This is a genomic window from Clostridium rhizosphaerae (assembly GCF_016765585.1).
GTDB classification, from domain to species: domain Bacteria; phylum Bacillota; class Clostridia; order Clostridiales; family Clostridiaceae; genus Clostridium_AT; species Clostridium_AT rhizosphaerae.
The window spans coordinates 266,158-291,728 of record NZ_JAESWC010000001.1; the positions used below are offsets into that span (position 1 = coordinate 266,158).

24 protein-coding genes and 1 riboswitch are annotated in these 25,571 nt (G+C 33.6%); of the genes, 8 read left to right on the plus strand and 16 right to left on the minus strand.

Annotated elements, in window-relative coordinates; genetic code table 11:
* Positions 1–13 precede the first annotated feature (13 nt).
* From JK636_RS01330 to JK636_RS01365, 8 genes are read right to left on the minus strand one after another with little or no spacing between them, the layout of a single operon-like run.
* A complete protein-coding gene (locus tag JK636_RS01330; RefSeq protein WP_202747032.1) occupies positions 14–1,093 on the minus strand; it encodes a uroporphyrinogen decarboxylase family protein in 1,080 nt (359 codons plus the stop codon).
* Positions 1,094–1,097: 4 nt separating this feature from the next.
* The gene (locus tag JK636_RS01335; RefSeq protein WP_202747033.1) at positions 1,098–1,751 is read right to left on the minus strand and encodes a corrinoid protein; all 654 of its coding nucleotides are present in this window, start codon (positions 1,749–1,751) and stop codon (positions 1,098–1,100) included.
* 15 nt (positions 1,752–1,766) lie between these two features.
* Positions 1,767–2,642: a uroporphyrinogen decarboxylase family protein gene (locus JK636_RS01340; RefSeq protein WP_202747034.1), complete on the minus strand. Its 876-nt coding sequence runs from the start codon at positions 2,640–2,642 to the stop codon at positions 1,767–1,769.
* A gap of 20 nt (positions 2,643–2,662) precedes the next feature.
* Positions 2,663–3,502: a putative manganese transporter gene (locus tag JK636_RS01345; RefSeq protein ID WP_202747035.1), complete on the minus strand. Its 840-nt coding sequence runs from the start codon at positions 3,500–3,502 to the stop codon at positions 2,663–2,665.
* The gene (locus JK636_RS01350; RefSeq protein WP_202747036.1) at positions 3,496–4,431 is read right to left on the minus strand and encodes a CobW family GTP-binding protein; all 936 of its coding nucleotides are present in this window, start codon (positions 4,429–4,431) and stop codon (positions 3,496–3,498) included. The genes JK636_RS01345 and JK636_RS01350 overlap by 7 nt, the downstream gene beginning before the upstream one ends.
* Before the next feature lie 31 nt (positions 4,432–4,462).
* On the minus strand, positions 4,463–6,007 hold the full coding sequence (locus JK636_RS01355; protein ID WP_202747037.1) for an ASKHA domain-containing protein: 1,545 nt from the start codon (positions 6,005–6,007) through the stop codon (positions 4,463–4,465).
* Between the two features lie 28 nt (positions 6,008–6,035).
* A complete protein-coding gene (locus JK636_RS01360; protein ID WP_202747038.1) occupies positions 6,036–7,184 on the minus strand; it encodes a double-cubane-cluster-containing anaerobic reductase in 1,149 nt (382 codons plus the stop codon).
* Between the two features lie 24 nt (positions 7,185–7,208).
* Entirely contained in the window at positions 7,209–8,261 is a 1,053-nt protein-coding gene (locus JK636_RS01365) for a uroporphyrinogen decarboxylase family protein (RefSeq protein ID WP_202747039.1), read from the minus strand.
* 389 nt (positions 8,262–8,650) lie between these two features.
* On the opposite strand from JK636_RS01365, the gene JK636_RS01370 reads away from it, so the two are divergent.
* From JK636_RS01370 to JK636_RS01380, 3 genes are all read left to right on the plus strand, one after another.
* The gene (locus JK636_RS01370; RefSeq protein WP_202747040.1) at positions 8,651–9,832 is read left to right on the plus strand and encodes an MFS transporter; all 1,182 of its coding nucleotides are present in this window, start codon (positions 8,651–8,653) and stop codon (positions 9,830–9,832) included.
* Between the two features lie 101 nt (positions 9,833–9,933).
* A riboswitch (cyclic di-GMP riboswitch) is annotated at positions 9,934–10,017 on the plus strand.
* A 163-nt stretch (positions 10,018–10,180) separates the two neighbouring features.
* Positions 10,181–11,773 (plus strand): bifunctional diguanylate cyclase/phosphohydrolase, encoded by a 1,593-nt coding sequence (locus tag JK636_RS01375; protein WP_202747041.1) that lies wholly within the window; start codon positions 10,181–10,183, stop codon positions 11,771–11,773.
* A 15-nt stretch (positions 11,774–11,788) separates the two neighbouring features.
* The gene (locus JK636_RS01380) at positions 11,789–13,693 is read left to right on the plus strand and encodes a sensor histidine kinase (RefSeq protein ID WP_202747042.1); all 1,905 of its coding nucleotides are present in this window, start codon (positions 11,789–11,791) and stop codon (positions 13,691–13,693) included.
* 111 nt (positions 13,694–13,804) lie between these two features.
* Here JK636_RS01380 and JK636_RS01385 read toward each other — a convergent pair whose 3' ends face one another.
* Positions 13,805–14,104: a DUF2087 domain-containing protein gene (locus JK636_RS01385; RefSeq protein ID WP_202747043.1), complete on the minus strand. Its 300-nt coding sequence runs from the start codon at positions 14,102–14,104 to the stop codon at positions 13,805–13,807.
* Positions 14,105–14,144: 40 nt separating this feature from the next.
* Positions 14,145–14,909, minus strand: coding sequence for a DUF2087 domain-containing protein (locus tag JK636_RS01390; RefSeq protein ID WP_202747044.1), 765 nt, complete (start codon positions 14,907–14,909; stop codon positions 14,145–14,147).
* Positions 14,910–15,235: 326 nt separating this feature from the next.
* On the opposite strand from JK636_RS01390, the gene JK636_RS01395 reads away from it, so the two are divergent.
* Together JK636_RS01395 and clpP are read left to right on the plus strand one after the other, a co-directional pair.
* Positions 15,236–15,619: a helix-turn-helix transcriptional regulator gene (locus JK636_RS01395; RefSeq protein WP_202747045.1), complete on the plus strand. Its 384-nt coding sequence runs from the start codon at positions 15,236–15,238 to the stop codon at positions 15,617–15,619.
* A gap of 31 nt (positions 15,620–15,650) precedes the next feature.
* A complete protein-coding gene (gene clpP / locus JK636_RS01400; protein WP_202747046.1) occupies positions 15,651–16,229 on the plus strand; it encodes an ATP-dependent Clp endopeptidase proteolytic subunit ClpP in 579 nt (192 codons plus the stop codon).
* 62 nt (positions 16,230–16,291) lie between these two features.
* Here clpP and JK636_RS01405 read toward each other — a convergent pair whose 3' ends face one another.
* From JK636_RS01405 to JK636_RS01420, 4 genes are all read right to left on the minus strand, one after another.
* Positions 16,292–17,083: an ABC transporter permease subunit gene (locus tag JK636_RS01405; protein ID WP_202747047.1), complete on the minus strand. Its 792-nt coding sequence runs from the start codon at positions 17,081–17,083 to the stop codon at positions 16,292–16,294.
* Between the two features lie 88 nt (positions 17,084–17,171).
* Positions 17,172–17,975: an ABC transporter permease subunit gene (locus tag JK636_RS01410; protein WP_202747048.1), complete on the minus strand. Its 804-nt coding sequence runs from the start codon at positions 17,973–17,975 to the stop codon at positions 17,172–17,174.
* 5 nt (positions 17,976–17,980) lie between these two features.
* On the minus strand, positions 17,981–18,862 hold the full coding sequence (locus tag JK636_RS01415; RefSeq protein WP_202747049.1) for an ABC transporter ATP-binding protein: 882 nt from the start codon (positions 18,860–18,862) through the stop codon (positions 17,981–17,983).
* A gap of 63 nt (positions 18,863–18,925) precedes the next feature.
* Positions 18,926–19,543 (minus strand): TetR/AcrR family transcriptional regulator, encoded by a 618-nt coding sequence (locus JK636_RS01420; protein ID WP_202747050.1) that lies wholly within the window; start codon positions 19,541–19,543, stop codon positions 18,926–18,928.
* A 256-nt stretch (positions 19,544–19,799) separates the two neighbouring features.
* Here JK636_RS01420 and guaC point away from each other — a divergent pair, with 256 nt between their 5' ends.
* On the plus strand, positions 19,800–20,783 hold the full coding sequence (gene guaC / locus JK636_RS01425; protein WP_202747051.1) for a GMP reductase: 984 nt from the start codon (positions 19,800–19,802) through the stop codon (positions 20,781–20,783).
* Positions 20,784–20,823: 40 nt separating this feature from the next.
* On the opposite strand, the gene JK636_RS01430 is transcribed toward guaC, so the two are convergent.
* Positions 20,824–22,203: a L,D-transpeptidase family protein gene (locus JK636_RS01430; protein ID WP_202747052.1), complete on the minus strand. Its 1,380-nt coding sequence runs from the start codon at positions 22,201–22,203 to the stop codon at positions 20,824–20,826.
* Positions 22,204–22,498: 295 nt separating this feature from the next.
* Between JK636_RS01430 and JK636_RS01435 the strand changes: the two genes are divergently transcribed.
* Positions 22,499–23,443: a YceG family protein gene (locus JK636_RS01435; protein ID WP_202747053.1), complete on the plus strand. Its 945-nt coding sequence runs from the start codon at positions 22,499–22,501 to the stop codon at positions 23,441–23,443.
* A gap of 32 nt (positions 23,444–23,475) precedes the next feature.
* Positions 23,476–24,546 (plus strand): toxic anion resistance protein, encoded by a 1,071-nt coding sequence (locus JK636_RS01440; RefSeq protein ID WP_202747054.1) that lies wholly within the window; start codon positions 23,476–23,478, stop codon positions 24,544–24,546.
* A gap of 89 nt (positions 24,547–24,635) precedes the next feature.
* On the opposite strand, the gene JK636_RS01445 is transcribed toward JK636_RS01440, so the two are convergent.
* Positions 24,636–25,538, minus strand: coding sequence for a DMT family transporter (locus JK636_RS01445; RefSeq protein ID WP_202747055.1), 903 nt, complete (start codon positions 25,536–25,538; stop codon positions 24,636–24,638).
* Positions 25,539–25,571: the final 33 nt, after the last annotated feature.

A 25,571-nucleotide genomic window follows, 5' to 3' on the forward strand; every position in this document is an offset into this window, starting at 1 on the left:
CACCTTCATTCTTTTAGTTTTCTATCATTTTATGAAGTTTCTCTACATCTATCGGATAACCTATTTCTCTTACTGTATCCATCATAACGTGTATATTTTCAAGAGGAGTCTCAACAGGGAGACTGCAGCCTGACATAATTGTATAGCCTTTAGGGTTGTCATATCCATCTATAACGCATTGTGTAACAGAATTTCGTACCTCCTTGAAGGTACCTGCATACATAACATTTGATGGATCTACATTACCTAAAATCTTCATTTTATCTCCTATAGTTTCTTTGCAGGCTTTAAGGCTCACTACGTTATCCATGCTGAATCCTGAAACACCGATAGAAGCCATCTCACCGATATCCGGCCATATCTTCTCAGTTTTTCCGCATATATGAAGTACTGTGGCCTTACCTTTTGATTTTATAAATTCTACAAGCCTTCTTAAGTAAGGTGCGCAGAATATCCTAAAGTGCTTTGGATTTATTATTGTGCAAGAGGCTAGAGGTTCTGATATAGTTGGAGTTAATCCTAATTCTATAGCTACCTTGGCATAATCTATACATGTCTGAAGTGAAAGTTCGCACAGCTTGTGTACAGCTTCAGGATCTTTAAATAAAATCTTTGTCATCTTTTCTAGACCTACAAGAAAGAAGGCATTTGAAAATGGTCCTACTATTCCTGCTGAGCAGGGAACTTCCTGTCCTATTTCATCAATCAGATACTTCATCGCATCAATAAATACAGGAAGCCTGCCATCCTTATAAGGATTAGCTACCCTAAGTTTGTCTATATCTTTTACATCTTCTATTGCAGGCTTTAAAAGGTCTGCGGTATTATCCTCAGGTAAAATAAGCTCTGAGCCCATTGCTTCTGCCCAAACATATAAATCCGTAAATACTCTAACTCCGTCCATTCCATATCTTTTATAAGCGGAAATCTGGGCATCTGCTATAGCCTTGCCACTAATATTGAAATCAGAAATTTTGCAGCCATGAATACGGGCTACCCCGTTTGCAATGTTAGGGTTACAGGGCAGCCTATCAATTGGCTGACCCTTTCCCAAGGCAATAGCTCTTTCCATTGGAGTCATTTGATCCTTCATTATATTACGCCCCCTGAACTAGAGTTTTTGCACGTTTAGCAGCCTTTGAAGCATCTGTAGTATAAATATCTGCACCTATTTTATCAGCAAAGCTTTGGGATATAGGACCTCCGCCTATCATAACTTTTATCTTGTCTCTTAATTTTTCTTCTTCAAGTATCCTTATTACCTCTGCCATTCCATCCATAGTAGTTGTCATAAGGGTTGATAAGGCAATTATGTCTGCACCTATTTCCTTTGCTTTTTCTACAAAAGCTGCAGGTGGTACATCTCTTCCTAAATCAACTACTTCAAAGCCCTCTGTTTCCATCATAATCTTAACAAGATTTTTCCCGATATCATGCGTATCTCCTTGAACTACTCCTATAACAACCTTATGTTTACCTTCAGTTTCGGACTTTTCAAGGTGCGGCTTTAAAACCTCGATACCTGAGTACATTGCATCTGAGCACATTAAAAGCTCAGGAATGTAGTATTCGCCTTCTTCATAAAGTTGCCCGGCTCTATTCATTCCATCAGACAGCCCCTTTTCAATTCCCTCATAAGCGCTAATTTCTTTTTCTATGCACAACTTAGCTAGTTCAACGGTTTTTTCCTCATCCATATCCACTACTGAATCAGATAATTCCCTTAAAAGATTTTCCTTTACATCACTCATTTTTTATCTCCCCTTCTATATTAATTCTATTTTCCAAACAACAGGTTTTTTCATTTTTAAAGTTGTCCTTTTTAAGCAGTTATAGCCGATAAGTTTAACATCCTTTCTTAACTCGGTAATTAACTTTAAAGCATCACCATAGGTCATATCTTTATCTATCCCAATTGGAGTAGATTTTATAAATCCGGATTTGTTTAAAGAAGTGGAGGTAACTCCGCAAATATGCACAAATGCTTTTCCTAGCTTACTTTCTATTTGCTTTAACACCTCATAGCTGTACCTTCCGCTAAAATCCTTGTACATCTTTGGCCCAAGTATATCAATGTTTCCAGCAGAATCTCCATAAGATATTATCTTTGCTCCTCTTTTCAAGCCTTCTTCTGCATATTGGACTGTGCTTTTACAAATAACCTCCATAAAAGCTTCTACTGCTGCCCTGTCTTTCCTTACAGCCTTATAAAATAGTACCGGGTCAATTAAGGAAGACATTATAGTAAAAGGTCCTTGAATATTTAATGCCACTTCTTCTCCTTCGCTGCTTAACTTTTCTACAGCTTTTAGCACTTCGCTAATTCTTCCTGTTGAAAAATCAATTGGTTTAATATTTTTCAAATCCTCAATACTTTTATAAGCATATTCTCCAACTCTAGGTCCTATTTTTTCATCTCCAAGCTTTATATCTGCTCCCAAAGCCTCAGCTTCTACGGTAAGACAGAAGGGAACCCTTGAAATAGAATCCTTGTGGTGGTTTTTTAAAGTTTTTGCAAGTATTGAAATTTTATCAACTTTTGTATGTGCTTCAGGAAACGTAATACCTGTTTGATTAGCAACACTCTCCGGTATTTCTTCAAACTTGTCTAATGTACATTTAAAATTAATCTGGTTTTCCATTAATCTACCCCCGCAAATTTCTAAAAAGAAAACTTTAAAATATAAATAAGTTCTCCAATAATAATGCTGACTGTCTGCACAAGGAGCATTATTTTAAATGCTTTCTTCACAGATAACTCTTTAAAGATAACCAATATTCCAAAACCGGTATTAGCGCATAACCCTGCGATCAAAGGTCCAAGACCTACAGCGCCTTTAATAAAGCCTTCTGCCAGAACCACAGAGGATAAACAGCTTGGGATCATACCTATTAAGCTTGCATACACAGGCTGCAGATAGGAGTTCTTTCCTAACAGCTTATAAAGACCTTCTTCCCCTATCTTGTCCATCCCAAGATTGATAAGAAATACTGTAATAATCAAGAATATAAAAATTTTCAGAGTAAATTTTATATTTCTGGTTATTATACCTTTTCCATCTTTACATTTGCTGCAATCGCAGGATATATCGTATAGCTTAAATCTATTTCTTTTTTCTTTTATAAAAGCATTAATTAAATATCCAAAGATCATGCCTATTATTACTTTTAAAATTATAAGCTTAAGCATAAAAGGCAGCTTTTCCGGATGAGCTCCTATAATAATAAGTGCTTCATCTGAACTGGATAAAAATATTGCTACAAGCATTCCTATGCTTATTAATCCGCCACTGTATAACTTAGCCATAGCCACAGGTATGCCGCATTGAGGTATCACACCAAGGATAGCTCCACCTATACAGTCGTATTTTGAAAGCTTTTCTATCAGGCGATTATCCTTATTTACCACATTCACCAGGTAATCTACAAGAATAAAGGCTATAAATAATATAGGAAGGGTTTTTGATACATCCTTTATACTGTCAATTAGTATATCTACCACTTAAAAAGCCCTCCAATCTTTGTCTGAAAAAGCTCTTTTATCTTTTTATCCTCTAAGTTTTTTCCTATTATGCAAAGCTTGCCTGTAGAATCAAATTTGCTTTTATATATTTCAAAGTACCCGTTTGCATAACTGAATTCCAGTCCAAATCCTTTTCCCTTTAAAAATCCTTTTGCTCTTATAACCATGCCAAATTCGGATTCCTTCAGTCTGTTCAGTGCTTCAGCAAGAGATTCTTCATTAAATTTTTTTGAGGTTTTAATGGCCAATGCATCAAACTGATTATCACTGCAGGGCTTATATTCTGTATAAAACAAGTTATCAAAATCTATATTTAAGTCTAAATCTAAGAGGGATTTTATTTCTTCCTGAGTCAGTTTACTCCAATTATCTGTTATTATTGGGGCCTTTAAATTTAGCTCTCTTAAAGATGCAATAATTTTATCTATTAGTTCTGAATCTGCCAGCTGACTTTTACTGATCATTAAAGTTCCGGCATTTATTATTTGATCTTCAAAAAACTCACCAAATACATCTCTCTGCTCCATATAGCTTATTCCGTCTATAACGGTAATAATTGAATTAATCTCACATATATTTTTGAATTGCTCAAGTTTTAAAACTTCTATTATTTCGCTTAAAATACTTATCCCTGTGGGTTCAATTATTACTCTTTCCGGTTTATACTCACAAAGCACCTTTTCAAATAAGGTTACAAAGTCTTTTTTCATGATACAGCAGATACATCCACTGGTTATCTCGACAACATCAAAACCGTCTTTTTCAACTATATCTCCATCTATGCCTATATCTCCGAATTCATTTTCTATAAGCACAACTTTTTCATCCTTATAGGCAGTAAGAAGTTTCTTTATTAAAGTAGTTTTTCCTGCGCCTAAGAAGCCCGATACTATATCTACCTTTATCATATTTTTCTCCCTTCAAAGAATCAGTACTTGATTAAAAGCTTATTTCCTTTACAAAGTAATCCTGAAATTCCTGTTTTACAGAAAGCTCTACTACCTTAATATTTTCTTTGATTTTACTCATTTCTCTAAGTTTTTGTTCATTAATAAGTGCAAGCCTTGCTCCTTCAACAGATGAGTTCCCTACGAAATTAATTTTCCCTTTGAAACCCTGAGGGATGAGTCCAATAGCCTTTATACTTTCAGAATCTAAATGATAGCCAAAGGCTCCTGCTACAACAGCTTCTTCTATAGACTCAATATCAATGTTTAATTCTTTTAAAAGCATAATAATTCCTGAAGCTATTGCTGCTTTTGCAAGCTGTATTTGTCTTATGTCATTTTGAGATATATAAATTTCATCGGTTATATAAAACTTTTTATCTACAAGCCTGAAGGCTAATTTATCAGGAAGATTTTTATTAAATCTACCGCTTTTTAAAATTATATTTCTATTTATTAAACTTGCTGCAATATCTATAAGACCACTTCCGCAAATACCCTTTGCCTCTTTATCTCCTATTGTTGTAAAGGCTATATTGTATTGTTCATCTATGTTAAAACTGTCAATTGCACCGGCCTCGGCTCTTAAGCCGCAGGAGATATTCATGCCCTCAAGGGCAGGTCCCGCTGCTGTGGAAGAAGCAACCATCTCTTCATCCTTTATCACAACTATTTCGCCATTTGTACCAATATCGATAAATAATGATGGTTTTATTTTGTTCTGAAAATCTACGGCCACTATTCCAGATAAAATATCAGAACCTACATAGGCTGAGGCAGAAGGAAGCAGCGTTATAGTTCCTTCGTTCCTTATATCAATCCCCAGTTCCTCAGCTTTAAAGTCCTTTTTATCTAAAAAAACAGCTTTATAGGGCGCCTTTGCAATAGTTTCAGGGGTTACCCCTAAAAACAAATGAAGCATTGTAGTGTTTGCCGAGATCACAACTTTATAGATATCTTTCAGGTTATAGTCTTTATGAGCAGCTTTTTTAAGCATATTGCTTATCTTGTCTCTTATACACTTGCTCAAGGTCTCCAAACCATTTTCTTCCTTTATGGCATAAGTTATTCTTGATAAAACATCTCCGCCATACTCAGTTTGCGGATTTAAATCGGATATTCTGTCCAAAACCCTGCCATTCTCTAAATCAACAAGATAAACAGAAATACCCGTCGTTCCTATATCTACAGCTGCCCCTAATGCCCCCTTTTCAGGACAGTCAGCTTTTACTTCAATTGAATAGCCTCTATTTATTGTTTTTAAGTTTTCTCCTGCACTGATAAGTTTAACCTCAACATCTCCTAAAATCTTAGCCACACATGCAAGCCTTGTATCAGGCTCCTTTGTATGTTTTTCTTCTTCCTCTGATTTTGAAGAAAGCTTTCCGTAAGCTTTAACCTTACACTTGCCGCATATACCTGTGCAGTTGCAGGGAGTTTCAGCTTTTAAACCGGCCATTCTAATGCAATCTATAAGTCTTGTTCCCTCTACAGCTTCAACATTAATATTCTCATCTATAAACCTGACTTCTGCCATAAATTCACTCCCTCTGTCAGCCGTCTTTTTAAAGCATCTCTATAAAGGCAGCGATTCTGGTATTTAATTGTCCAACATCTGTCTGTGAATAATCAGTTTCTATATTCATATATGGAATTTGTTTTTCCTCATTTACAAATCTTCTAATCTTATAGGATTCAACAGCAAAGGTATGACAGGCTTGCAGTATGACATCTATAACTCCATCTACCTTGTAGTCATCTATAAGTTCAGAAAGAAGATTTATCCTGTTATCATTTGGACTCATGCAGGAACATCCTATATTTAAATATTTTTCTGCGATTGCATCTATAGGATTTTTATCTTCATCAACCAACCTGCTAATTTCCTTTATACCTGAGCAATTTTCGTAGCAAACAACCACACCGCCGTTTTCTTCTATGGCTCTTATTACCTTTTTTGTAGCGTCTCCCATAGGACAGCCTGTTATTAGTATTCTCTTAGCATCCTTAGAAACTTTTCTCTTTCCTTCTTCATATTCTCTTTTAGCTTTATCTACTAAATCCCTTAGGTCTTTTATTTCCGCTTCCTTATCCCACTTAAAGGATGCTCCGCTCAATACCTTGTACATTTCAAATCCTGTTATAGGCGGCGGACACATTTTACCTAATTCATAAAATTCTTTTAGTGCCAGTCTTTCTCTATTTCGAAGCCTAATAGATTCCATAAGTTTTTCTTTAGTTATTTCTACATTGAATTCCTTCTCCAGCTTCTCTTTTAGACTAATTATTTCATTTCTCCAAAGTCTGTAGGCATCTTCTCCCTTATTTGTCTGAGGAAGCTGCATAACATGTACATTTTTTATTTCACCCAAAAATTCGTACATTTTCTTTTTTCCGTCACAAGTTGTTTCTCCAACAATCATATCTGAAAAATAAAAGTAAGGGCACTTATCTGTGATGGCAAAGCCGTAGCTGGACTTTATTAAAGGGCAAAGATTTCTAGGAAGGTACTGTTCTGCCTCTGAAATAGGCTCATCACTTTTTGCACAAAGAGAAACAGGTGCTGCACCTGAAGCATGTATAACCTCCCAAGGAGTAAAAGTACAAAAGGTGCCAACAACCTTTTTCCCATCATCCTTTAAATTTTTAATTGTTATAAATCCGTTCTTTCTTGATTCGCTGAAATCTTCAAATATCTCAGGTAAATTATTCATATATAATACTCCCTTATATCTTAATTAATTATATTCATACAGTCCGTAGCTTCTCGCTACATCCATCATAGCCTGTACATATTCAAAAGGTGCTTTAGGTGATATATCACAGCCAGTTGATAAAATATATAGGCCCTTATAATCTCTCATAAGATCAATATATCGTTTACAAACCTCCTGGATTTTCTCTACAGGTCCATGCAGCATTTCATCTGTTGTGTCAACATTTCCAACAATAGCCGCTCTCCCTGCTACAACTTCCTTAACCACCTTCAAATCCACTTTATCAACACTTATAGTATCTGCACCTGTTTCAACCATAAGCTCTAAAATCTTTTCTGATTTTCCGCATATGTGAAGCGCAGCCCCACTATTAAAGCTATGAATATAGTCAACAAGCTCCTTAATATATGGAAAGGCAAATTGCTTAAACATTTTAGGACTTATTACGCTTGCAGAAGCTATCGGGTCTGCAATAGCTCCTATATCAGCTCCGTGCGCTACTATAGTTTTTATGTGTCTTTTTATATTATCTGTTGATTTTCTCAAAAGCTCATGACAAAGCTCCGGATCTGCATACATATCTCTTGCAAAAGCTTCTGTACCTCTTAAAGTTGCAGCTGTAGTAACAGGTCCAGATACTGATATTGAAATAGGTACTTCTTGGCCTATCTCCTCGTTTACTATTTTAAATGCCTTGTAAAAAACCCACAGGTTTCCATCCTTTTCAGGATCTATGTCCTTAACCTTGCTCAAGTCTTCTCTTGACTTAACTAATGGTTCAATGCAGTTGGCAGCATCATCTTCCGGATAATCAAGCTTAGCTCCCATGGCCTCTGCAAGTACTGAACAATTTGTACTTAGACCTACTGAATCATACTTGAACCTTTTATAAGCAGCTATATGTGATTGAGCCATTACTTCAGGATCAAGCTGGAACTCTTTTATGGTTTTACCTATTAAGTAAGCCGCACTTATTGCTACCATAGGCAGGCATATTATCCTATCCATAGGTTTGCCTTCTGAAAATGCCTTGGACCTCTCTCTAGGAGTTAGTATATCTTCTCTTATATCCATCTTTTTTCCTCGCTATATGCACAATTATTTATATGATTTTATTGTCCAACTAAATTGTAGAATGGCATGAAAGCTTGAGCAACAACTATTGATATTTTTAATACTTGGACATCTTACTATTTATATTTTTAGTATTTACAAGCAAAATAGTGTATGGTAAAATATAACAAAGTGAGTGTACCTAGTTTTATCAAGCGGTACAGGGGCTTATCCTACACGCAGAGTTAAACCCTGCGGAGTCACTAATTATAAGCATTACTGAAACTTAAATTATATGAAATTAAACATCAAAGTTAACTTTTTTTATTTCATATAATTCATAGCTAAAGTTTGTTTATAAGATGTGATTTCGCAGGGTTTTTTATTTTTATAAGAAAGAAGGTGCCACCATGAGTATTCAAAAAAACATTAAACTTTACTACTTTTATTCAACCTTTGCTGAGCTTTTAATTTTAGGACCTGTACTTGTATTATTTCTAACTGCTAAAGGTTTATCCTTTACAGAAATAATGCTGCTCCAATCCATCTCATCAATATCAGTATTTTTCTTTGAGGTTCCAACAGGAGCGGCAGCAGATAAATTAGGGAGAAAATACAGCATACTTATAGGTGCCTTTCTCTGGGCTGTAGGACTGCTTTTATATGTAGTTGGTAAAGGCTTTTTAGTTTTTGCTCTTTCAGAAATAACCTTCAGCCTTGGTTCGGCCTTCAAGTCAGGTGCTGACAGTGCTTTAATTTACGATTCATTAAAAATGCTTAACAGAGAAAAGGAATATCAAAAGGTTGAAGGCAAGGCTCGTTCCTACTCTTTATATGCTCAAGCTATAGGATCAGTGTTGTCAAGCTTCCTATATGAAAAGAATATAAATCTTCCTATGATTGTTTCAATTTTGTTTATGCTCATAACAATTGCTGTAACCTTTATGTTTAAAGAACCTGAGGTTGAGGGCAAGGAAGGAAAATACGGAATAAATTATCTTAATCAAATAAAAGAAAGCGGAAAATATATTTTAAGTCATGATAAGCTTAAAGCTATTGTATTTTTCTCCATGATATTTTTCATTTTTTACAGAACAGGTTTCTGGTACTATCAGCCTTACATGGAGGGAGTTAATATACCAGTAAAATATTTCGGTGCCATTTTCTTTATTTTTAATATTACTGCTGCCTTTATTTCCAAGAGAAGCTCCTATATTATGGAGAAGACAAAACCTAAGACATTGACTTTTATGTCTTTTCTAATGATAGTTTCCTTTTTAATGCTTGGTACTATCAGGGTTTGGCCTGGAGTTTTTGCAATACTTCTTCAGCAGGTTTCAAGAGGAATTTACAGACCTGTTACAACAAAATATATGAACAAGCATATTCCTTCTGATAAGCGTGCTACAATTTTATCCTTCCAGAGTCTTGCTACAAACTTAGCTGTTGCAGTAGCTTTTCCATTGATGGGTATTTTGAAAGACAATAGTGATATATTTACTACCCATTTAATCCTTACTGCAGCAATGCTAATATTGACATTAATAAGCATAAAGTATATGAATGGAAAACTTGGAGTGAAAAAAAGCTGATACTGATCAGGTATCAGCTTTTTTGCTAGTGTATCTAATTACCATTACTTTGGCCCTATTTTTAGTATATAATGTAATATAGTAATGTAATTTGTAAAAACTTAATATAAGGGCAAACCTATTCGAAAGTTAGGGACGCAAAACTACGGGTCTAAAGTTCATACAATGACAGCCGGGTTGCCGTGTATTGGACAACACGTTAGTTTTTTCAATCAGTACCAGTACTAATGCTTATCATACATAGTTACTGGTACTTTTTATACGATTATTTCCTACTTTAGACAAGCTATCTTTTTACTATTTACTATGGATTAACTCAAACTAAATAAACAGTGAGGACAACAGCTCATGAACATAAAGACATTTATTAAACATACACCTAAAAAAATATATAATTACGTTTTAACAAACCCGTCTAAAACGATATTCGATTTTATTATATTATCTACCGGAGTTGGTTTTATAGCATGCGGGTGGAATTCTCCCGCGCTTTTGATATATTCTGCTATTATCACAGGATTACTAATCTTTGCAAATTACTGGGAAGGACATGTCTTATATAGATATATCTTTTCCTTAGCTGCAATAGGCCTATTCTATACAATAATACAGTTTCATCCTTTAAAATTGGTATACCTTCAAAGCCTAGCATTTTATATTCCATTGATAACTGCATACTTACTGCCTGATGTAATATCTACAAATATAGTGGGAGTCATACTTGCAGAATTGTTTTCTACATACTTTGGAAAAGCTGATTCTAATATTGTTCTGACTGATATTATTGGTATTATTTATGCATCAATAGTCTTATCAATAAGCTCTTATTTGTTTAGAAAATTAAATTCCGAAAAAAATAAATATCTTAAGGCAAGCATAACCGATTCACTCACTGGACTATATACCTTAAAATACTTTTTAGAAACTGGTCAAAAAATATTAGATAGAAATCATGAAACGGCTGTACTTTTAATTGATTTGGATCATTTTAAACAAATAAATGATACCTATGGCCACTTAATTGGAAATAGGGTTCTTATAGATCTTTCAAACTTACTAAAGAAAGAGCTGATGAATACTAATTGTATCATTGCCAGATTAGGAGGAGATGAATTTGTAGTTTTCATACAGGATGTTTCGAGCATTCAAGTTGAGAATATAATTGATCAGTTGTATCTAAGCTCTAAAAACAAAGTTTGTTCTATAGATCCTGCTCTTCCACCCTTAAGAATATCTTTTACAATAGGTGCAGCATATTCAAGTGATCATAAAAAATTAAATCTTCAGGAACTTTTAAATCAAGCGGACAGCAATATGTATCTCAATAAATTCGGAGAATACAAATTAGCTAACAAAGGCTCAATAGGTAATATAAAACAAAGTTCCAGGTTCACACAACTTTTAAAAACTCTAAAAGAGAAGGAAGCCTATACTTATGTTCACTCAAAATATGTTGCTCAATATTCTGCAGACCTTGCTATTGCTTTAGGCTTTACAGAAGAAAAAGTTAAAGATATATACATCTCGGGATTAATACACGATATTGGTAAGCTGTTTATACCCAATGAGATATTACGAAAGCCAGAAAAGCTAACCTTTGAAGAGTACTTAATAATAAAAGGTCATGTAAATGATGGAATAAATATAGTAAATGATATGGAGCTCTCTGAAGTTATCTTGAGCGGTATCAAATATCATCACGAAAAATTCGACGGCACCGGGTATCCTAATAAAATTAATGGAAATGATACTCCCATTGAAGGACGGATTATACAAATTGCAGATGCCTTCTCTGCCATGACAATTAAAAGAATATATAGAGAAAGTTTATCTTTAGAGGAGGCTCTGCTTGAACTTAAAAAGAATAGCGGCTCACAGTTTGATCCAAGCCTTGTAAGAGTGTTTACCAGCTTGTTTAAAGATAAAAAATCTGTAATATAGTTGAGAGGTTGTAAAATGAGAAAAAATTTGCAAATACTCAAAAGTATAGAAAATCGAATTCTATGTGCCTTAATAATAATAGCTGTAATACCATTACTAGTCTCCTTTATAATTAATAACTTTATTATTTCACAATCTATATTGAACCTGGAAAAAGAAAACTTACACTCATTAGGAAATCAGGCAAATACAATAATTGAAGAAAAATTAAATGAACTAGGTACTATAGCAAGGGATTATTCTATTTGGGATGATGCCTATAATAAACTTGAGGAAAACAACTCTCAATGGTTTAAAGAAAACTTTTCTGATTGGATTCCATCGAATTTTAATCTTGATTTTTCTGTTGTAATTAATAATAACAAACAGATTATTGATGAGTCTGGCTTAAAAAATAATGATATATCTCAACTGCTGCAGGATGAAAGTATATCAAATATGTTAAAGGCCCCTTTTGTTACTGACAAAGCAAATTACCCCAGAGGAATAGTTATGTATAATGGAGATCCTTATTTATTTTATGCAAGCCCAATTCTTAAAACTTATTACAAAGGCGAACAAAAAGGGCTCTTAATAATTGGAAAAAAAATATCTTCCAGCTATATCAGTTCTCTTGGAAAACGTTTGGAACAAAAAATATTTATGACCTTTGGAGATAAGATTATTTCCAGTGATGATCTGCATGATAATATCAATGACTATATTAAAGTAAGTGATACAAACAATACTTCTGACGATGTTAAGTTTTGGGGCAATGAACTTATAGGCTCTATATACATTGATAATATACCAAATACATGTCAGGCAAAGCTGACAGTTATAATGAAAAGAGATACTTTTATATCTACTAAAAAAATGCTTGATATTACTTCAAGCTCAGTAATATGGCTTGCACTTTTGGCTATTCTAGCTGCGGTACTTATACTAAGAAAATATACAACCAAACCTCTTAAAAACTTTGAAAACGAAATTTATGAAATGAGTCAAAATAATGTTATCAGTTATGTTACAACCGAAGGACCTCGAGAAATAGAGAAACTTACTGAAGCCTTTAATAAAATGGTCAATAAACTTAATGAAAAGACCATAGAAAACCAAAATCTTAAATCAGAACTTCAATACGATAAATTAAGGGGTGAATTTCTGACAAATATCTCTCATGAGTTTAAAACCCCTATAAACGTAATTTTTAGTGCACTGCAGCTGACAGAGCTATACGTAAGAAATGATCCGGATAGCAAACTATCGAAAAATCTGAGCAAAAATATTTATATAATGAGGCAAAACTGTTACAGATTGCTCCGAATGGTTAATAACTTAATTGACTTAACAAGAATCGGTTCAAATACTTACCGCCTTGACTTTGTAAATTTTGAGATTATAAGTCTAATTGAAGATATAACTCTTTCAGTTTCAGACTATACAAAAAGCAAGGGATTATTTATTGGCTTTGATACTGATGTAGAAGAAAAGGTTATTGCTTGTGATCCAGATCAGATAGAAAGAATAATATTAAATCTTCTTTCAAATGCTATAAAATTTACTGAACCCGGAGGTGAAATTTGGGTTACTGTTCAAGATAAGAAAGACATGCTATTGATTTCAGTAAAAGATAATGGGTTGGGAATACCGGAAGATCATCACAAATTAATATTTGAACGTTTTAGGCAGGTAGATAGTTCCCTTACAAGAAACCATGAGGGAAGCGGGATTGGATTATCACTTGTAAAATCCCTTGTGGAAATGCATGAAGGAAGTATTGCGGTTAAAAGCGAGCCTGGAAAAGGGAGCGAATTTATAATTGAGCTTCCTGCAATAATAGTTCCCAAGACAGCTATTACTGAAAATAAAAATAATTTCACAAGTCATAATAAAGTAGAAAGAATTAACATTGAGTTTTCCGACATATACTCGCATTAAATTAGGTAAAGGGGATGTTCCAAAGCACCTAAACTTTCTGCAAAGCGAAAGTTTCCAGGAATTCAGCTAACACGCGGCAGGTTTGAGGTGTTTTGCGAGAAGCCCCTTTTGTTAATTAATCTTAAAATCACTTAATTCTGGCTGTTTTTCTTCAAGCCAGTATTTAGAACAGTCATTTAATCTTCCCAAAAATCCTTTATTAAACAATTCTCTTCTGATAAGGCATCTATCGTTAAAAGCATGTGCATTATCCAGTATTTCGTTTATCTCCTTTTCAGAATATATTATCCCTTTTTCAAATTTAGAAGCTAAAAATATCAGAGCTAATATTTTATATTTTCTCTTGGATGGATATATTTTCAGTCTACTCTGGTCATCTAGATAATTTTTAAGTTCTATTTCCAAATCCATTTATGCTCCCTCCTATTCCTTAATCCATTTATGCTCCCTCCTATTCCTTAATCCAATAATACTTACAATCATTTGTACGTTCCATAAAGCCATATTCTATAAGATAGCGTCTTATCGTAGCAAAATCTTCATAAATCTCTTTTAATATAGAGTTAAGTTCTTTTTCACTATATTTTTTTTGTTTTTCAAACTGTTGCATTATTTTCTTAAGTACTACTATCTTCTTCTTTTCTTTTGCCGGAAAACTTATTAATTTTAACGGTTCAAGTGATGAAAACATGCTTGATAAAATCTGCATCTCTTCAGCTTTTGTAGTAAAATATCTATCATCCACCATTTTGGCACCATTATGAATGTTTATGATATCATCTTTAGTATTCTTATTTCTTTCCGCACTTTGAAAAGCAAGTTCATAAATGGCTAGATACAGTTTTGCCTGCTTTGCTTTTTCCCTAAATGTAAATCTTTGATGGCGCACAGTTGCTTGTGCAACACCCATTTGCTTAGCTATCTCACTGTCAGTCATACCAGAGGTAATCATACTAAGCAGTTCCTTTTGGTTGTCTGTAATCCCTGTAAACTTTTTATCATAGGACATAAGCAGTTTTAATATTTCATCATGTTCATTTTTTATATGAATTTTAGCTGCTTTCTCTGCATCGAAATATTTGTCTCCAATTTTAAAAACTTCGCCACTTTCAAATTCTCTTCCGCAAATATTGCAAATATATTTATCTAATTGTCTATCAAAGCTATAGCCATTTTTTATTTCATTCAAAGTAAGGTTTATAAGTTCATCAAACATCTAATCCACCTCCGTATGTTTGTTGTTTTTATAAACATATTATAAATCTGTTTATAAAATAAATCAACATATTCTTCCACCAATTTATACTACTACCCAAATACTTCATTGATTAGTGTATCCGCAAATATATTTTCTTCCAATTTTTCATGTATTAACTTCTCTACATACTTTATTAATTTTCTGAATAGATGTAAAACTTAGCTATACAACTCCAGTAATATTATTTAGTGAAGCCAAAAAATAAATGAGCAAGAAATGACAAGATTTATTAAACAAACTAATCTATAATAAAGAAAAGAATTCAAATAGGTAGGTAGATTAATATGAATTATGATGCTTGCATAAAAAAATCCATCGAATTTATTGAAGATAATCTTGATAAAAAAATAGAACTTAAAGAACTGGCGGATAAAGTATTTTTATCAAAGTTTCATTTTCACAGGAAATTTCATGCCGCTACCGGCGAACCCGTAGCTGAATACATAAGGAAAAAACGGCTTGATAGAGCCGCAAAAGATCTTATCTATACAGATGAAAAGATTATAGATATATCCCTAAAATATCAATTTAGCTCCCAGGAGGCTTTTACAAAGGCTTTTAAGAAATTTTACGGAGTTCCTCCAAGAGAATTTAGAAGAAATAGAAATCATATACACATGATGCTTTCAGCTTCCAAAGCTAATATTAGGCTTTCTATGGCGGCATAGTATTCATTAAAATTTTTAAGAGGTGATTAATATGAGTTATGTACCTGTTGTTATTGAACAGACAAATTTAGGCGAGCGTTCCTATGATATTTATTCAAGGCTGCTTAAGGATAGAATAATTATGTTAAACGGTGAGGTGTCGGATGAAACAGCTAGTATAATTGTAGCACAGCTGCTTTTTCTTGAATCAGCAGATCCAGAAGCAGACATCAGCTTTTATATTAATAGTCCTGGAGGTTCCATTACTGCAGGACTTGCAATCTACGATACAATGAGAGCTGTAAAACCAGACGTATCCACAATATGCGTTGGACTTGCAGCAAGCATGGGATCATTCTTGCTTACAGCCGGTACCCCAGGCAAAAGGTATGCTCTTCCAAACAGTGAAATTCTAATACATCAGCCTTCAGTATATGGTGGTTTTCAAGGACAAGCTACAGATATAAAAATCCACACTGAGCATCTCCTCAGAGTTAAAAGCAAATTAAATAAAATATACAGTGAAGTCACCGGACAACCGTTAGAAAAAATAGAAAAGGATATGGAAAGAGATTTTTATATGTCTGCTGAAGAAGCTAAAGAATATGGCTTAATCGATAAAATTTTATAAAATATAGCTCAGTATTTTCACCTTAAATTGAAAATACTGAGCTATTTATTATTAGGTAATTATCATACACTTAAATCCCGCTTAGCATAAAAGGAATATGCTGATGCTAAAAGTACCGCCACAAGCAAAATAGAGAGGATAGTTACACCAGTGCTTAGACCATTTCCTTTAACGATATTTTCATAGCTGAAATATTTAAATGGTGAAAGTACATTAAGTGCATTTAAACTATCTGTCAGATCAGTTATCTTTGATATTACATATGAACTAAACAATATTCCGGTTGTAAGAGAACCTGCAGCTTTTGGCTTTCTCATAACAGCCGAAATAAATACACCAAGTGATAAAAAGATTAATTGGATAATAAACATGCTTAAAAGAAACACCAACACTTCTCCACTAATGTCTTTTCCCTTATTATAGGCTGCAACCATAGCTATGGATGAAAGCAAAGTAACTAAATTGATAACTATAATATTTATCAAAGCTGCAAAAAGTTTTGAAGTTACAATAGCTGCTCTGGATATCGGCTTAGCCATCAAAAACTCCGCCGTCTTGTCTCGCTCTTCTTTTGATATTATTCCGCTTCCAAGCAATGCAGCATGGATAGCCGCTGTAAGCGCGAGATAAGGAAATAAAAATGCAAAAAAACCGCTCATAGTTGTCACATCAAAAGATCCGAACCCCAACAGTGCCTTCATGGTATGAGGCATTTTATCAAAAACCTCATTGTTAGCACCTGAAGAATACGCAGTGTATTTTCCCATGCCGCTAAGAACAAAAAGAAACATACATATACTCCATATAATTAAAGCTTTACGATTAGCCCTTAATTCTCTAATAAAAACATTCATAATCAACCCTCCTGTATTGTTTATACTGTACATAGAGATTATTAATCTCTATGCCTCCTGTATTCATTTTAATCACCTCAAAAGCATATTAGTTAACGGCATGTATGTCCTTTTTGTTATAGATAATATAACTAGCCGCTATTGCAATCACTATAATTGCTGTACCTGCGGCCAAGTATGGAGTTTCATAGCTTGCATTTTTGATAATATATGTTATATCGAAGTATTTAAAAGGAGATATAAACCGAGCAAGGTCATTATTTTTTTCGGTAGCTATCAGTGCTCCAATCATGTACGTACCGAAGACAACACCAAGCGAAATTGGAAGAACAGATTTAAGCTTGTTAAAAAATACTGAAACAACAACACCAATTGCTAGAAAAATCAATTGAGTAAAAAATAGAGTAAGGTTTATCATAAAAAATATCTTTCCGCTATAATCTGCTGACTTAACGCTGTTGGCTATCAAAGACGATACTCCTAAAAAAACTATATCAGTAGCAAGCAGAGTTGTAAAAGCGGCTAAAAGTTTAGCCGTTACTATAGTTGAACGTGATACTGGCTTAACTAAGAGAAAATCTGCTGTTCTCTCTCTTGATTCCTTGGAAATAATAGAAGTTCCGAGGTTCATAGCCTGAATAGCTCCACAAAGAATAATAAAAGAAAAAATCATAGAGTAAAAACCTAAGATTGATGTAATATAATCAAGATTTATTCCCAGCATTGCTCTAACTGATGGAGAATATCCACCTAACAGCTTTTTAAAATCTTCGGCTTCACTTACCATGCTTGGATATATAGAAAGAAAAAGTGCAGCTAGGGCGATTATTGAACACGTCCATATAAAAGTTGATTTCCTCAGTGCTTTAAGTTCAAATAAAAAGATGTTCATGCTGATTAATCCTCCTTTGCATAATAATGCATGAAGATTTCTTCAAGGTCAGGCTCATCTATGGATATATTTCTAAGTTCAATCTCACTAATTTTTTTCATAATGGAGTTTATATTTCCCTTGAATATAAAGCTGGCTGTATTTCTTTTACACTCAAAATCACTCACTCCGTTAAGATTAAAGGCTTCTCTGGTAATATTCGATTTAGCCTCTATACTTATCCTCTTATAATTGTTTTCCTGAAGAGTGCTCATTTTTTCAGTTTTAATAATTCTGCCATCTTTAATAAATGCCACTCTGCTGCACATTTTCTGAACTTCGCTTAAGATGTGAGATGAGAAGAATACTGTAGCTCCCTTTTTATTTTCCTGATCAATTAATTCGAAAAACTTTTGCTGCATTAATGGATCTAGACCACTTGTAGGCTCGTCCAGTATAATCAACTTTGGCTCATGAAGCAGCCCCTGTACTATGCCAACTTTCTTTTTATTTCCGAAAGAAAGATCATCAATTTTCTTTTTCAAATCCAAGTCCATTATCTCAGCAAGTTCTTTTATTCTCTTTGTACAATCTTTATTGTAGAAGCTTGCTGAATACTTCAGCAAATCAATTACCCTCATATTGTCGTAATAAAACACCTCAGAAGGCAAATATCCAAGTTCCTGCCTAACCTCCGGATGTTCAATACAGTTCTTTCCAAAGATAGCAGCAGTTCCGCTGGTAGGAGCTATTAATCCTAATAATGTTCTTATAGTAGTAGATTTTCCGGCTCCATTTGGACCGATAAATCCAAATACCTCCCCTTGCTCAACATTAAGATTTACATCTATAATGCCTCTTGCCTTTCCATAATTCTTTGTGAGATTTTTAATTTCAACTACACTCATGATTTACCCCCCTATATTTTTATTTTTAAAAAACACTCTAATTGGTTTGATAGATATGCCTTCCTATCTTAAATATTCCTCTTTGTAAAAATTATTTTTAAGCATATCCAAACACTCGTCAAATTCTTTAAACAACTCATCAAGATCAGTTGCCGGATTATTCTTCATCTGATTTGCATAACCATCAGCAAGCCAAAGAAGCATTTTCATAAAAAGCTTTAGATTAGTACCCTCTTTAAATTTAGAATAATCCATACCATCAAAAGCAATTTTATTTCTAAAATCATCTCCCTGTGACAAAATAGTTTTTATGTCATCTCTTACTTCCTCATCATTTTCAAAATACACACTTGTTAAAAAAGATGGGATGTCTGGATGCTTCTTCATAATAGAAATTTCTATGCTTGTTGAAAGTCTTATTCTCACAAAAAAGTCATCAATGGTACTATCAAATTTGTCATCAATCTCGCTCATAAAAATGTTTCCGCATAGATTAATCAAATAAAAGTATAGTGACTTTTTAGTTCCAAAATAGTGGAACACCATTGCTTTTGAAATTCCAGCGGCAGCTGCAACATCACTAACCGATGTTTTCTTGTAGCCGTTGGCTCCAAAGCACTTAAGGGCAGCATTAATAATTACATTTTGTTTTTCTGTAGGTAAACCTAAAAATTTTTCCAAATGTTTCACCTCTTAACTTTATAAACCGAATCGGTTTATTTAATTATAATCCTATAAACCGATTCGGTCAATAAGTATAATATAAAAAAACTTCCACAAACTAATATAATCTATATGAAAAGCATTAAATATCTTCGCATTGAACTGCTCCAAAAGATTCAATCTTCAAGGATTTATGAAACTGCTCAATGTGATTAGATATTTGCTTTCTATATAAATATTTAAATATTTAAATTTATACTCAGAGGTGCCGCATATGGAAAACGTGTTTGATTACGAAGATATTCAGCTGATTCCCGCAAAATGCATTGTAAGTAGTCGCTCAGAATGTGATACAAGCATTTGCTTTGGAGGCCGAACTTTTAGACTGCCCATAGTTCCTGCGAATATGCAGACTATTATTGATGAAAAGATTGCTCTTTATCTTGCTGAGAATAATTATTTTTACATTATGCACCGCTTTGAACCAGAAAAACGTTTATCTTTTGTTAAAGATATGAAGTCACGCGGATTATTCGCCTCCATCAGCGTTGGGGTTAAAGATGAAGAATATAGATTTATTAAAGAGTTATCAGAAGAAAATCTCTCACCGGAATATATAACTATCGACATTGCACATGGTCATTCTAATGCTGTCATAGATATGATTAGGTATATAAAGAAGCACTTGCCGAAAAGCTTCGTTATTGCAGGAAATGTAGGAACTCCGGAAGCAGTAAGAGAATTGGAGCACGCCGGTGCTGACGCCACCAAGGTAGGAATTGGTCCAGGAAAGGTATGTATTACTAAAATTAAGACTGGATTCGGAACTGGAGGATGGCAGCTAGCTGCCCTTCGCTGGTGTTCAAAAGCAGCAAGCAAACCAATTATAGCTGATGGAGGGATTCGAACCCATGGAGATATAGCAAAATCAGTTAGGTTTGGTGCTTCTATGGTTATGATCGGTTCATTATTTGCTGGTCATGAAGAGTCTCCAGGAGTAACAATTGAAAAGGATGGAAAACTTTATAAAGAATATTTTGGCTCTGCTTCAGAGTTTCAAAAGGGTGAAAAGAAGAATGTAGAAGGTAAAAAAATGTTTGTAGAGTTTAAAGGTCCATTAAAAGATACCTTAATAGAAATGGAACAGGATCTTCAATCTTCTATTTCTTACGCAGGCGGTAAAACCTTAGATGCAATACGCACTGTTGATTATGTAATTGTTAAAAATTCAATTTTTAACGGTGATAGAATATATTAATATAAAAAACCCCTAGCATTTCTGCTAGGGGTTAATCCTTCTAGTAAAAGCAAACAATAGGAGTACCTGGATTTATATTTTCAAATATAGTTTTTGCTAAAGCATACGGAGCGTTTACGCAGCCATGCGATCCGTTAGTTTTATAAATACTTCCACCAAACTCTTTTCTCCAGCTGGCATCATGAATTCCAATACCTCCATTAAAAGGCATCCAAAACTTAACTGGTGACGCATAATCTTGTCCTTTTAAAACGGCATCCTTATCTTTATATTTTAACTTATAAACACCTGCAGGTGTCCTATGGCCTGCACTTACATTACCTGTAACTACATCTCCCTGAACTATGAGGGAGCCATTTTTATAAAACCATAAATGCTGCTTTGACATATCTATCTCAACATAGGTACTACCTATGTCATTGCTTGCGCGTGAAAGCGCACTTTGAGAATATTGAGGTTCCTTATTTATAGTCTTGCCGTCTTTTATAGCCGTAATTAAATCTTGTGTTTCTTTATTTGTATTAATAGACCAGCCATAATCACCACCGCTGACACTTATCGTATTACCTGAAGATGCTACAAAGCCTCTTGTCTTACCAACCGTATTATACTTACTGGAAATATCAGAAAAGTATCTTTTCACCTTGTCTTCATCAAGTTTTACCGCTAAATTTTCATCTATGGTTATCCATTTATTTATAGTTGATCCATCTATTATCTCTTTCTTTTCTCCAAAATTGTAGGTAATCTTTGAAGCTGTATATTTATTAAGGATATTTTTAGCATCTATAACTCTTTCAGACTTTGCTGAATATTGTGGATTTACATAGCAATTTTCAGTCTCTAAGTCTATTGAGGTTTCTTCCTTAAGCACCGCATTTTCAACTTTAGTATATAAAGTATCTTTATTTATCTTATTTCCAAGAACTTCATCAATAACTACATACCCATTATCGGCATATTTAAAGCCGGCACTTTTAGGTTCAATTACACTAGTGCTGTCAAGACAAGAAAGCTTGTCTATCTGCTTTGTCAATAACTCTTTATCGTGGATAGTTTCTAACGTGATTTCATTATCTTTTCTATCAAAAAAAGCCGACGCCCATTTGATAGGCTTTTGACTATCCTTTAATTCCTTAATTTTTTCCTCTGAGCTGAACTTTAATCCAATATCCTCTGCTTTAATTTGTTCTTTTTTATCCCCTCTTTCCTTTAACTCCAAGGTATACTTCTTTAGTTTTCCTTCCATTTCTTCTTTTACTTCCTCTACTGTTTTGCCTGAAACATTAATACCGTTAATATTAGAACCAAAATAAAAATGATTCCTATAGTATATTGCCGGTGTACCGTATGCAATGAGCAAAATGCAAAATGAAATTAAACTACCTATTATAACTTTTTTGCGTTTAGCTTTTTCCATTTTCTTAATACCATCCCCTTCATAGCAGCAGAAAATTTATAGCTCATATTTTTTTCTTAAGCAAAGCCTACATTTCATTCTATGTATTAACCCATATATTTAAAACCAGTATATTTTTAATAATAAATTCGAACTTGCCCATATTTTATATAATATCATTTTATCCTTATATTTCCAAGCACTGATTTGTTCATATTGCTCTATATAAAGTTTTATTCTCCAAGTGTTATTTTTTTGATATAATATATATACAAAGAATAACACTATGAATTGAGTCTTAAATAGGGAGATACTTATGAGTAAGGATAGAATAGAAACTGACGCTTATAAAGCAAGCTCTGAGGTAGGAGACAAAATATATAAAGAGGATTCTTATTTCTTTAAACCTTGGCAGTTTGCAGATTATGAAGTGAATATATGCACCTTGAAAAGCACCTATGAGGAAATTTATATATGGGGAACTCATCAAGCAATGTTCAGACCAGGTTTTAAGGTAGAAGATAATCATATATATATTACTAACATATTTGCAAAGATAAGTGGAGTTCACACGAGTAAAAGACAATATAGAAAAGAAATTAAATTGCTTAGGAAAACTCCCAACACTTTATTTTTTCCGTCCTTTCCCCTTTTTAGAGCAAAACCTTCAAAACTTACAAATAGATCTTATTATTCAGTACTTGACTCCTCAGGTTATATTGATAAGAAAAAGCTGCTATCTTCACAATTTTGGAAATACAGGCAGCTGAGAACTTCTGTCCAAAACCTTATAGCTGATAGAATTATAGATTTTTGCTCTCTATCAAGATTTAAGAATTACGAGCTTTGGAGTACTGAGCCTAAAAAAGGTTTATTAGACACCGTGACAGACTTCCTTCAAAACTTTGATATTAATATTAATTTAAATACAAATACTAAAAGCTTTGAGTTAGCCAAGATGAAGGTTTTTAATATTTTAAACGATATCGACGAACCTCTAATCAGACTTCTCTCAAAATTTGACTATCCTTTTTATGTACCTAAACTGGTTGTTTACAACAATGGAAGCAAATTCTCAAAGGTAACTTTCGAAGATGTAGTTAAGCTGACATTTATAAACAGCCTTGGAGCAGATGTGATAATTTATAACCCAGCAGGGTTTAATGATATAGAAGATTTTATAAAGGAAAGCTACTATGATATACACAGGCTTGATGAAGTAGCTTTTAACCTAAATTATAGTTCTTGGACATTATTTTAAATTATAAAGGTTATAAAGGAGAAAGTATTAAAATGGATTATACTGATGAAAAACATGAACTTCAACTCCGAATGGAAGAAATCAAAAAAAACTTAGAAGATTCTTCTGAAGTTAAAGCACTTACAAATACAGTTGAAATTAATAATCTTAATTCAATCATGGAATTTGGCAACGGTCCGGCAGAAGAAGTTTCAAAATTTGCAGATAAAATTCTTCATTCCATAAAAGGAAGCAATATAGAAGGCTCAAGCATTATGCTTAGAGAACTTTCAAACCTTATGACTAGATTTGATAAAGAAGAGATCTTAAGTGAAGCTAAAGGAGGCTTTATTTCCAGAATATTTAGAGACAGCAAAAAAGCTGTTGAAAAATTATTAAGTAAATATCAGACCTTAGGTAAAGAAATAGATAAAATTTATAAAGAGATAACTGTTTATAAAAATGAACTTACGAAAACTAATGATATGCTAGAAGAAATGTTTGCACAAAATCTTGAGTATTATAAAAAGCTCGAAAAATATACTATAGCCGGAAACCTAATCGTTAAAAGACTTGAAGAAACAGAACTCCCTAAATATGAAGCCTTGGCGATGTCCGGCGATGCAGAGGCAAACCTGAATCTTCAAACTATCAATAACGCTATTGAAATGATGAAAATAAGAGTGCATAACTTAGAGCTTGCTAAGATAGTTTCCATGCAGACAGCTCCTCAGATACGAATTATTCAAAGAAGTAATTTTAAGCTTATTGGTAAGATTCATTCGGCGTTTGTCATAACTATACCAATCTTCAAAAATGGAATGATTCAGGCAGTTACTCTGAAGAGGCAGAATCTTATAGCAGAATCTATGGTAGCACTTGATAAAACCACTAATGAGCTTTTGCTAAAAAATGCAGAAAATATAAAAAATCAAAGCATTGAAATAGCAAAGCTTTCAGGAAATTCTTCTATAAAGATAGAAACCTTAGAAAACACCTGGAAAACTATTGTTGATGGCATAAATGAAACAAGAAAAATTGAGGAAGAGAATAGAAAACTTAGAGAAGAAAGCAGTAAAAAGATTAATGAAATGCAGATTGAATTCATACAAAAAATTAAATAATAAAATTATAACTAAGGGGCTGTCTACAAAACAGCCCCTTAGTTTTTACTATATACAATGCAAAAGCCTTACTACATTATGTAGTTACTTTATTTACTTGGTAAGAAAGTTTTAATCTGAGATACAAATATTCCTCCAAGTATAAGTGCACAGCCAATATATCCCCTGCCACTCATAGTTTCTCGAAGTACAACAGCACCTCCTATAGCCCCAAATACTGATTCCATACTTAATATAAGAGCAGCATGAGATGGCTTGGCATTCTTTTGAGCAACTACTTGAAGAGTATATGCTATGCCAACGGATAAAAAACCTCCATAGAGTATTGGAATTAATGCATGGGATATGCCGCTTATAGTAATCTTTTCAAAAATTAAAGCTGTCGCTAAACTTAAAATTGAACAAGTTGCGAACTGAATGCAAGATAGTTTTAGAGCATCCATCTTATTAGAAAAATAATCTATTATCAAAATATGTATAGCCCAAAATACAGCTCCTATAACTTCAAGCAAATCACCATAACCTATAGTGAAATTTTCATTTACACTTAATAGATAAAGTCCAACAACTGCAAATGCTACTCCAACCCATGAACTTTTTTCAATTTTATGCTTTAAAAATATCCCCATAACTGGTACTAAAACTATATAAAGGCCTGTAATAAAGCCTGCCTTTCCAGCAGTTGTATAAATAAGTCCGGTTTGCTGCAGTGTTGCTCCTGTATAAAGGGCAGTACCGGCAAGTACACCATATAAAATTGACCTTCTAGTACTTACATAATTATTATTCTCATCAATACCTTCTCTTTTCTTTCTTTTATCAAAGTAAATAATTAAAGGTATAAGTGAAATACTTCCAAGAGCAAATCTTATTCCATTAAAAGTAAGAGCACCTACATATTGAGAGCCTACTCTTTGTGCAACAAATGCAAATCCCCATATAGCTGCAGTAAGCAATAACAGCATATCGGCACCTAATCTTTTGTTATTCATTTTGTCTTTCTCCTTTCAGTCGAAACGCTGGAT

Bases quoted from the DNA above. Each gene is read 5' to 3' on its own strand.
- JK636_RS01370 (WP_202747040.1), top strand. From the start codon at position 8,651: ATGAGTATTCAAAAAAACATTAAACTTTACTACTTTTATTCAACCTTT.
- JK636_RS01415 (WP_202747049.1), bottom strand. From the start codon at position 18,862: ATGAGTGTAGTTGAAATTAAAAATCTCACAAAGAATTATGGAAAGGCA.
- JK636_RS01440 (WP_202747054.1), top strand. From the start codon at position 23,476: ATGGATTATACTGATGAAAAACATGAACTTCAACTCCGAATGGAAGAA.
- JK636_RS01365 (WP_202747039.1), bottom strand. From the start codon at position 8,261: ATGGATATAAGAGAAGATATACTAACTCCTAGAGAGAGGTCCAAGGCA.
- JK636_RS01430 (WP_202747052.1), bottom strand. From the start codon at position 22,203: ATGGAAAAAGCTAAACGCAAAAAAGTTATAATAGGTAGTTTAATTTCA.
- JK636_RS01405 (WP_202747047.1), bottom strand. From the start codon at position 17,083: ATGAATGTTTTTATTAGAGAATTAAGGGCTAATCGTAAAGCTTTAATT.
- JK636_RS01350 (WP_202747036.1), bottom strand. From the start codon at position 4,431: ATGATAAAGGTAGATATAGTATCGGGCTTCTTAGGCGCAGGAAAAACT.
- JK636_RS01330 (WP_202747032.1), bottom strand. From the start codon at position 1,093: ATGAAGGATCAAATGACTCCAATGGAAAGAGCTATTGCCTTGGGAAAG.
- JK636_RS01395 (WP_202747045.1), top strand. From the start codon at position 15,236: ATGAATTATGATGCTTGCATAAAAAAATCCATCGAATTTATTGAAGAT.
- JK636_RS01435 (WP_202747053.1), top strand. From the start codon at position 22,499: ATGAGTAAGGATAGAATAGAAACTGACGCTTATAAAGCAAGCTCTGAG.
- JK636_RS01375 (WP_202747041.1), top strand. From the start codon at position 10,181: ATGAACATAAAGACATTTATTAAACATACACCTAAAAAAATATATAAT.
- JK636_RS01385 (WP_202747043.1), bottom strand. From the start codon at position 14,104: ATGGATTTGGAAATAGAACTTAAAAATTATCTAGATGACCAGAGTAGA.
- JK636_RS01445 (WP_202747055.1), bottom strand. From the start codon at position 25,538: ATGAATAACAAAAGATTAGGTGCCGATATGCTGTTATTGCTTACTGCA.
- clpP (WP_202747046.1), top strand. From the start codon at position 15,651: ATGAGTTATGTACCTGTTGTTATTGAACAGACAAATTTAGGCGAGCGT.
- JK636_RS01390 (WP_202747044.1), bottom strand. From the start codon at position 14,909: ATGTTTGATGAACTTATAAACCTTACTTTGAATGAAATAAAAAATGGC.
- JK636_RS01380 (WP_202747042.1), top strand. From the start codon at position 11,789: ATGAGAAAAAATTTGCAAATACTCAAAAGTATAGAAAATCGAATTCTA.
- JK636_RS01335 (WP_202747033.1), bottom strand. From the start codon at position 1,751: ATGAGTGATGTAAAGGAAAATCTTTTAAGGGAATTATCTGATTCAGTA.
- JK636_RS01360 (WP_202747038.1), bottom strand. From the start codon at position 7,184: ATGAATAATTTACCTGAGATATTTGAAGATTTCAGCGAATCAAGAAAG.
- JK636_RS01410 (WP_202747048.1), bottom strand. From the start codon at position 17,975: ATGAACATCTTTTTATTTGAACTTAAAGCACTGAGGAAATCAACTTTT.
- JK636_RS01355 (WP_202747037.1), bottom strand. From the start codon at position 6,007: ATGGCAGAAGTCAGGTTTATAGATGAGAATATTAATGTTGAAGCTGTA.
- guaC (WP_202747051.1), top strand. From the start codon at position 19,800: ATGGAAAACGTGTTTGATTACGAAGATATTCAGCTGATTCCCGCAAAA.
- JK636_RS01340 (WP_202747034.1), bottom strand. From the start codon at position 2,642: ATGGAAAACCAGATTAATTTTAAATGTACATTAGACAAGTTTGAAGAA.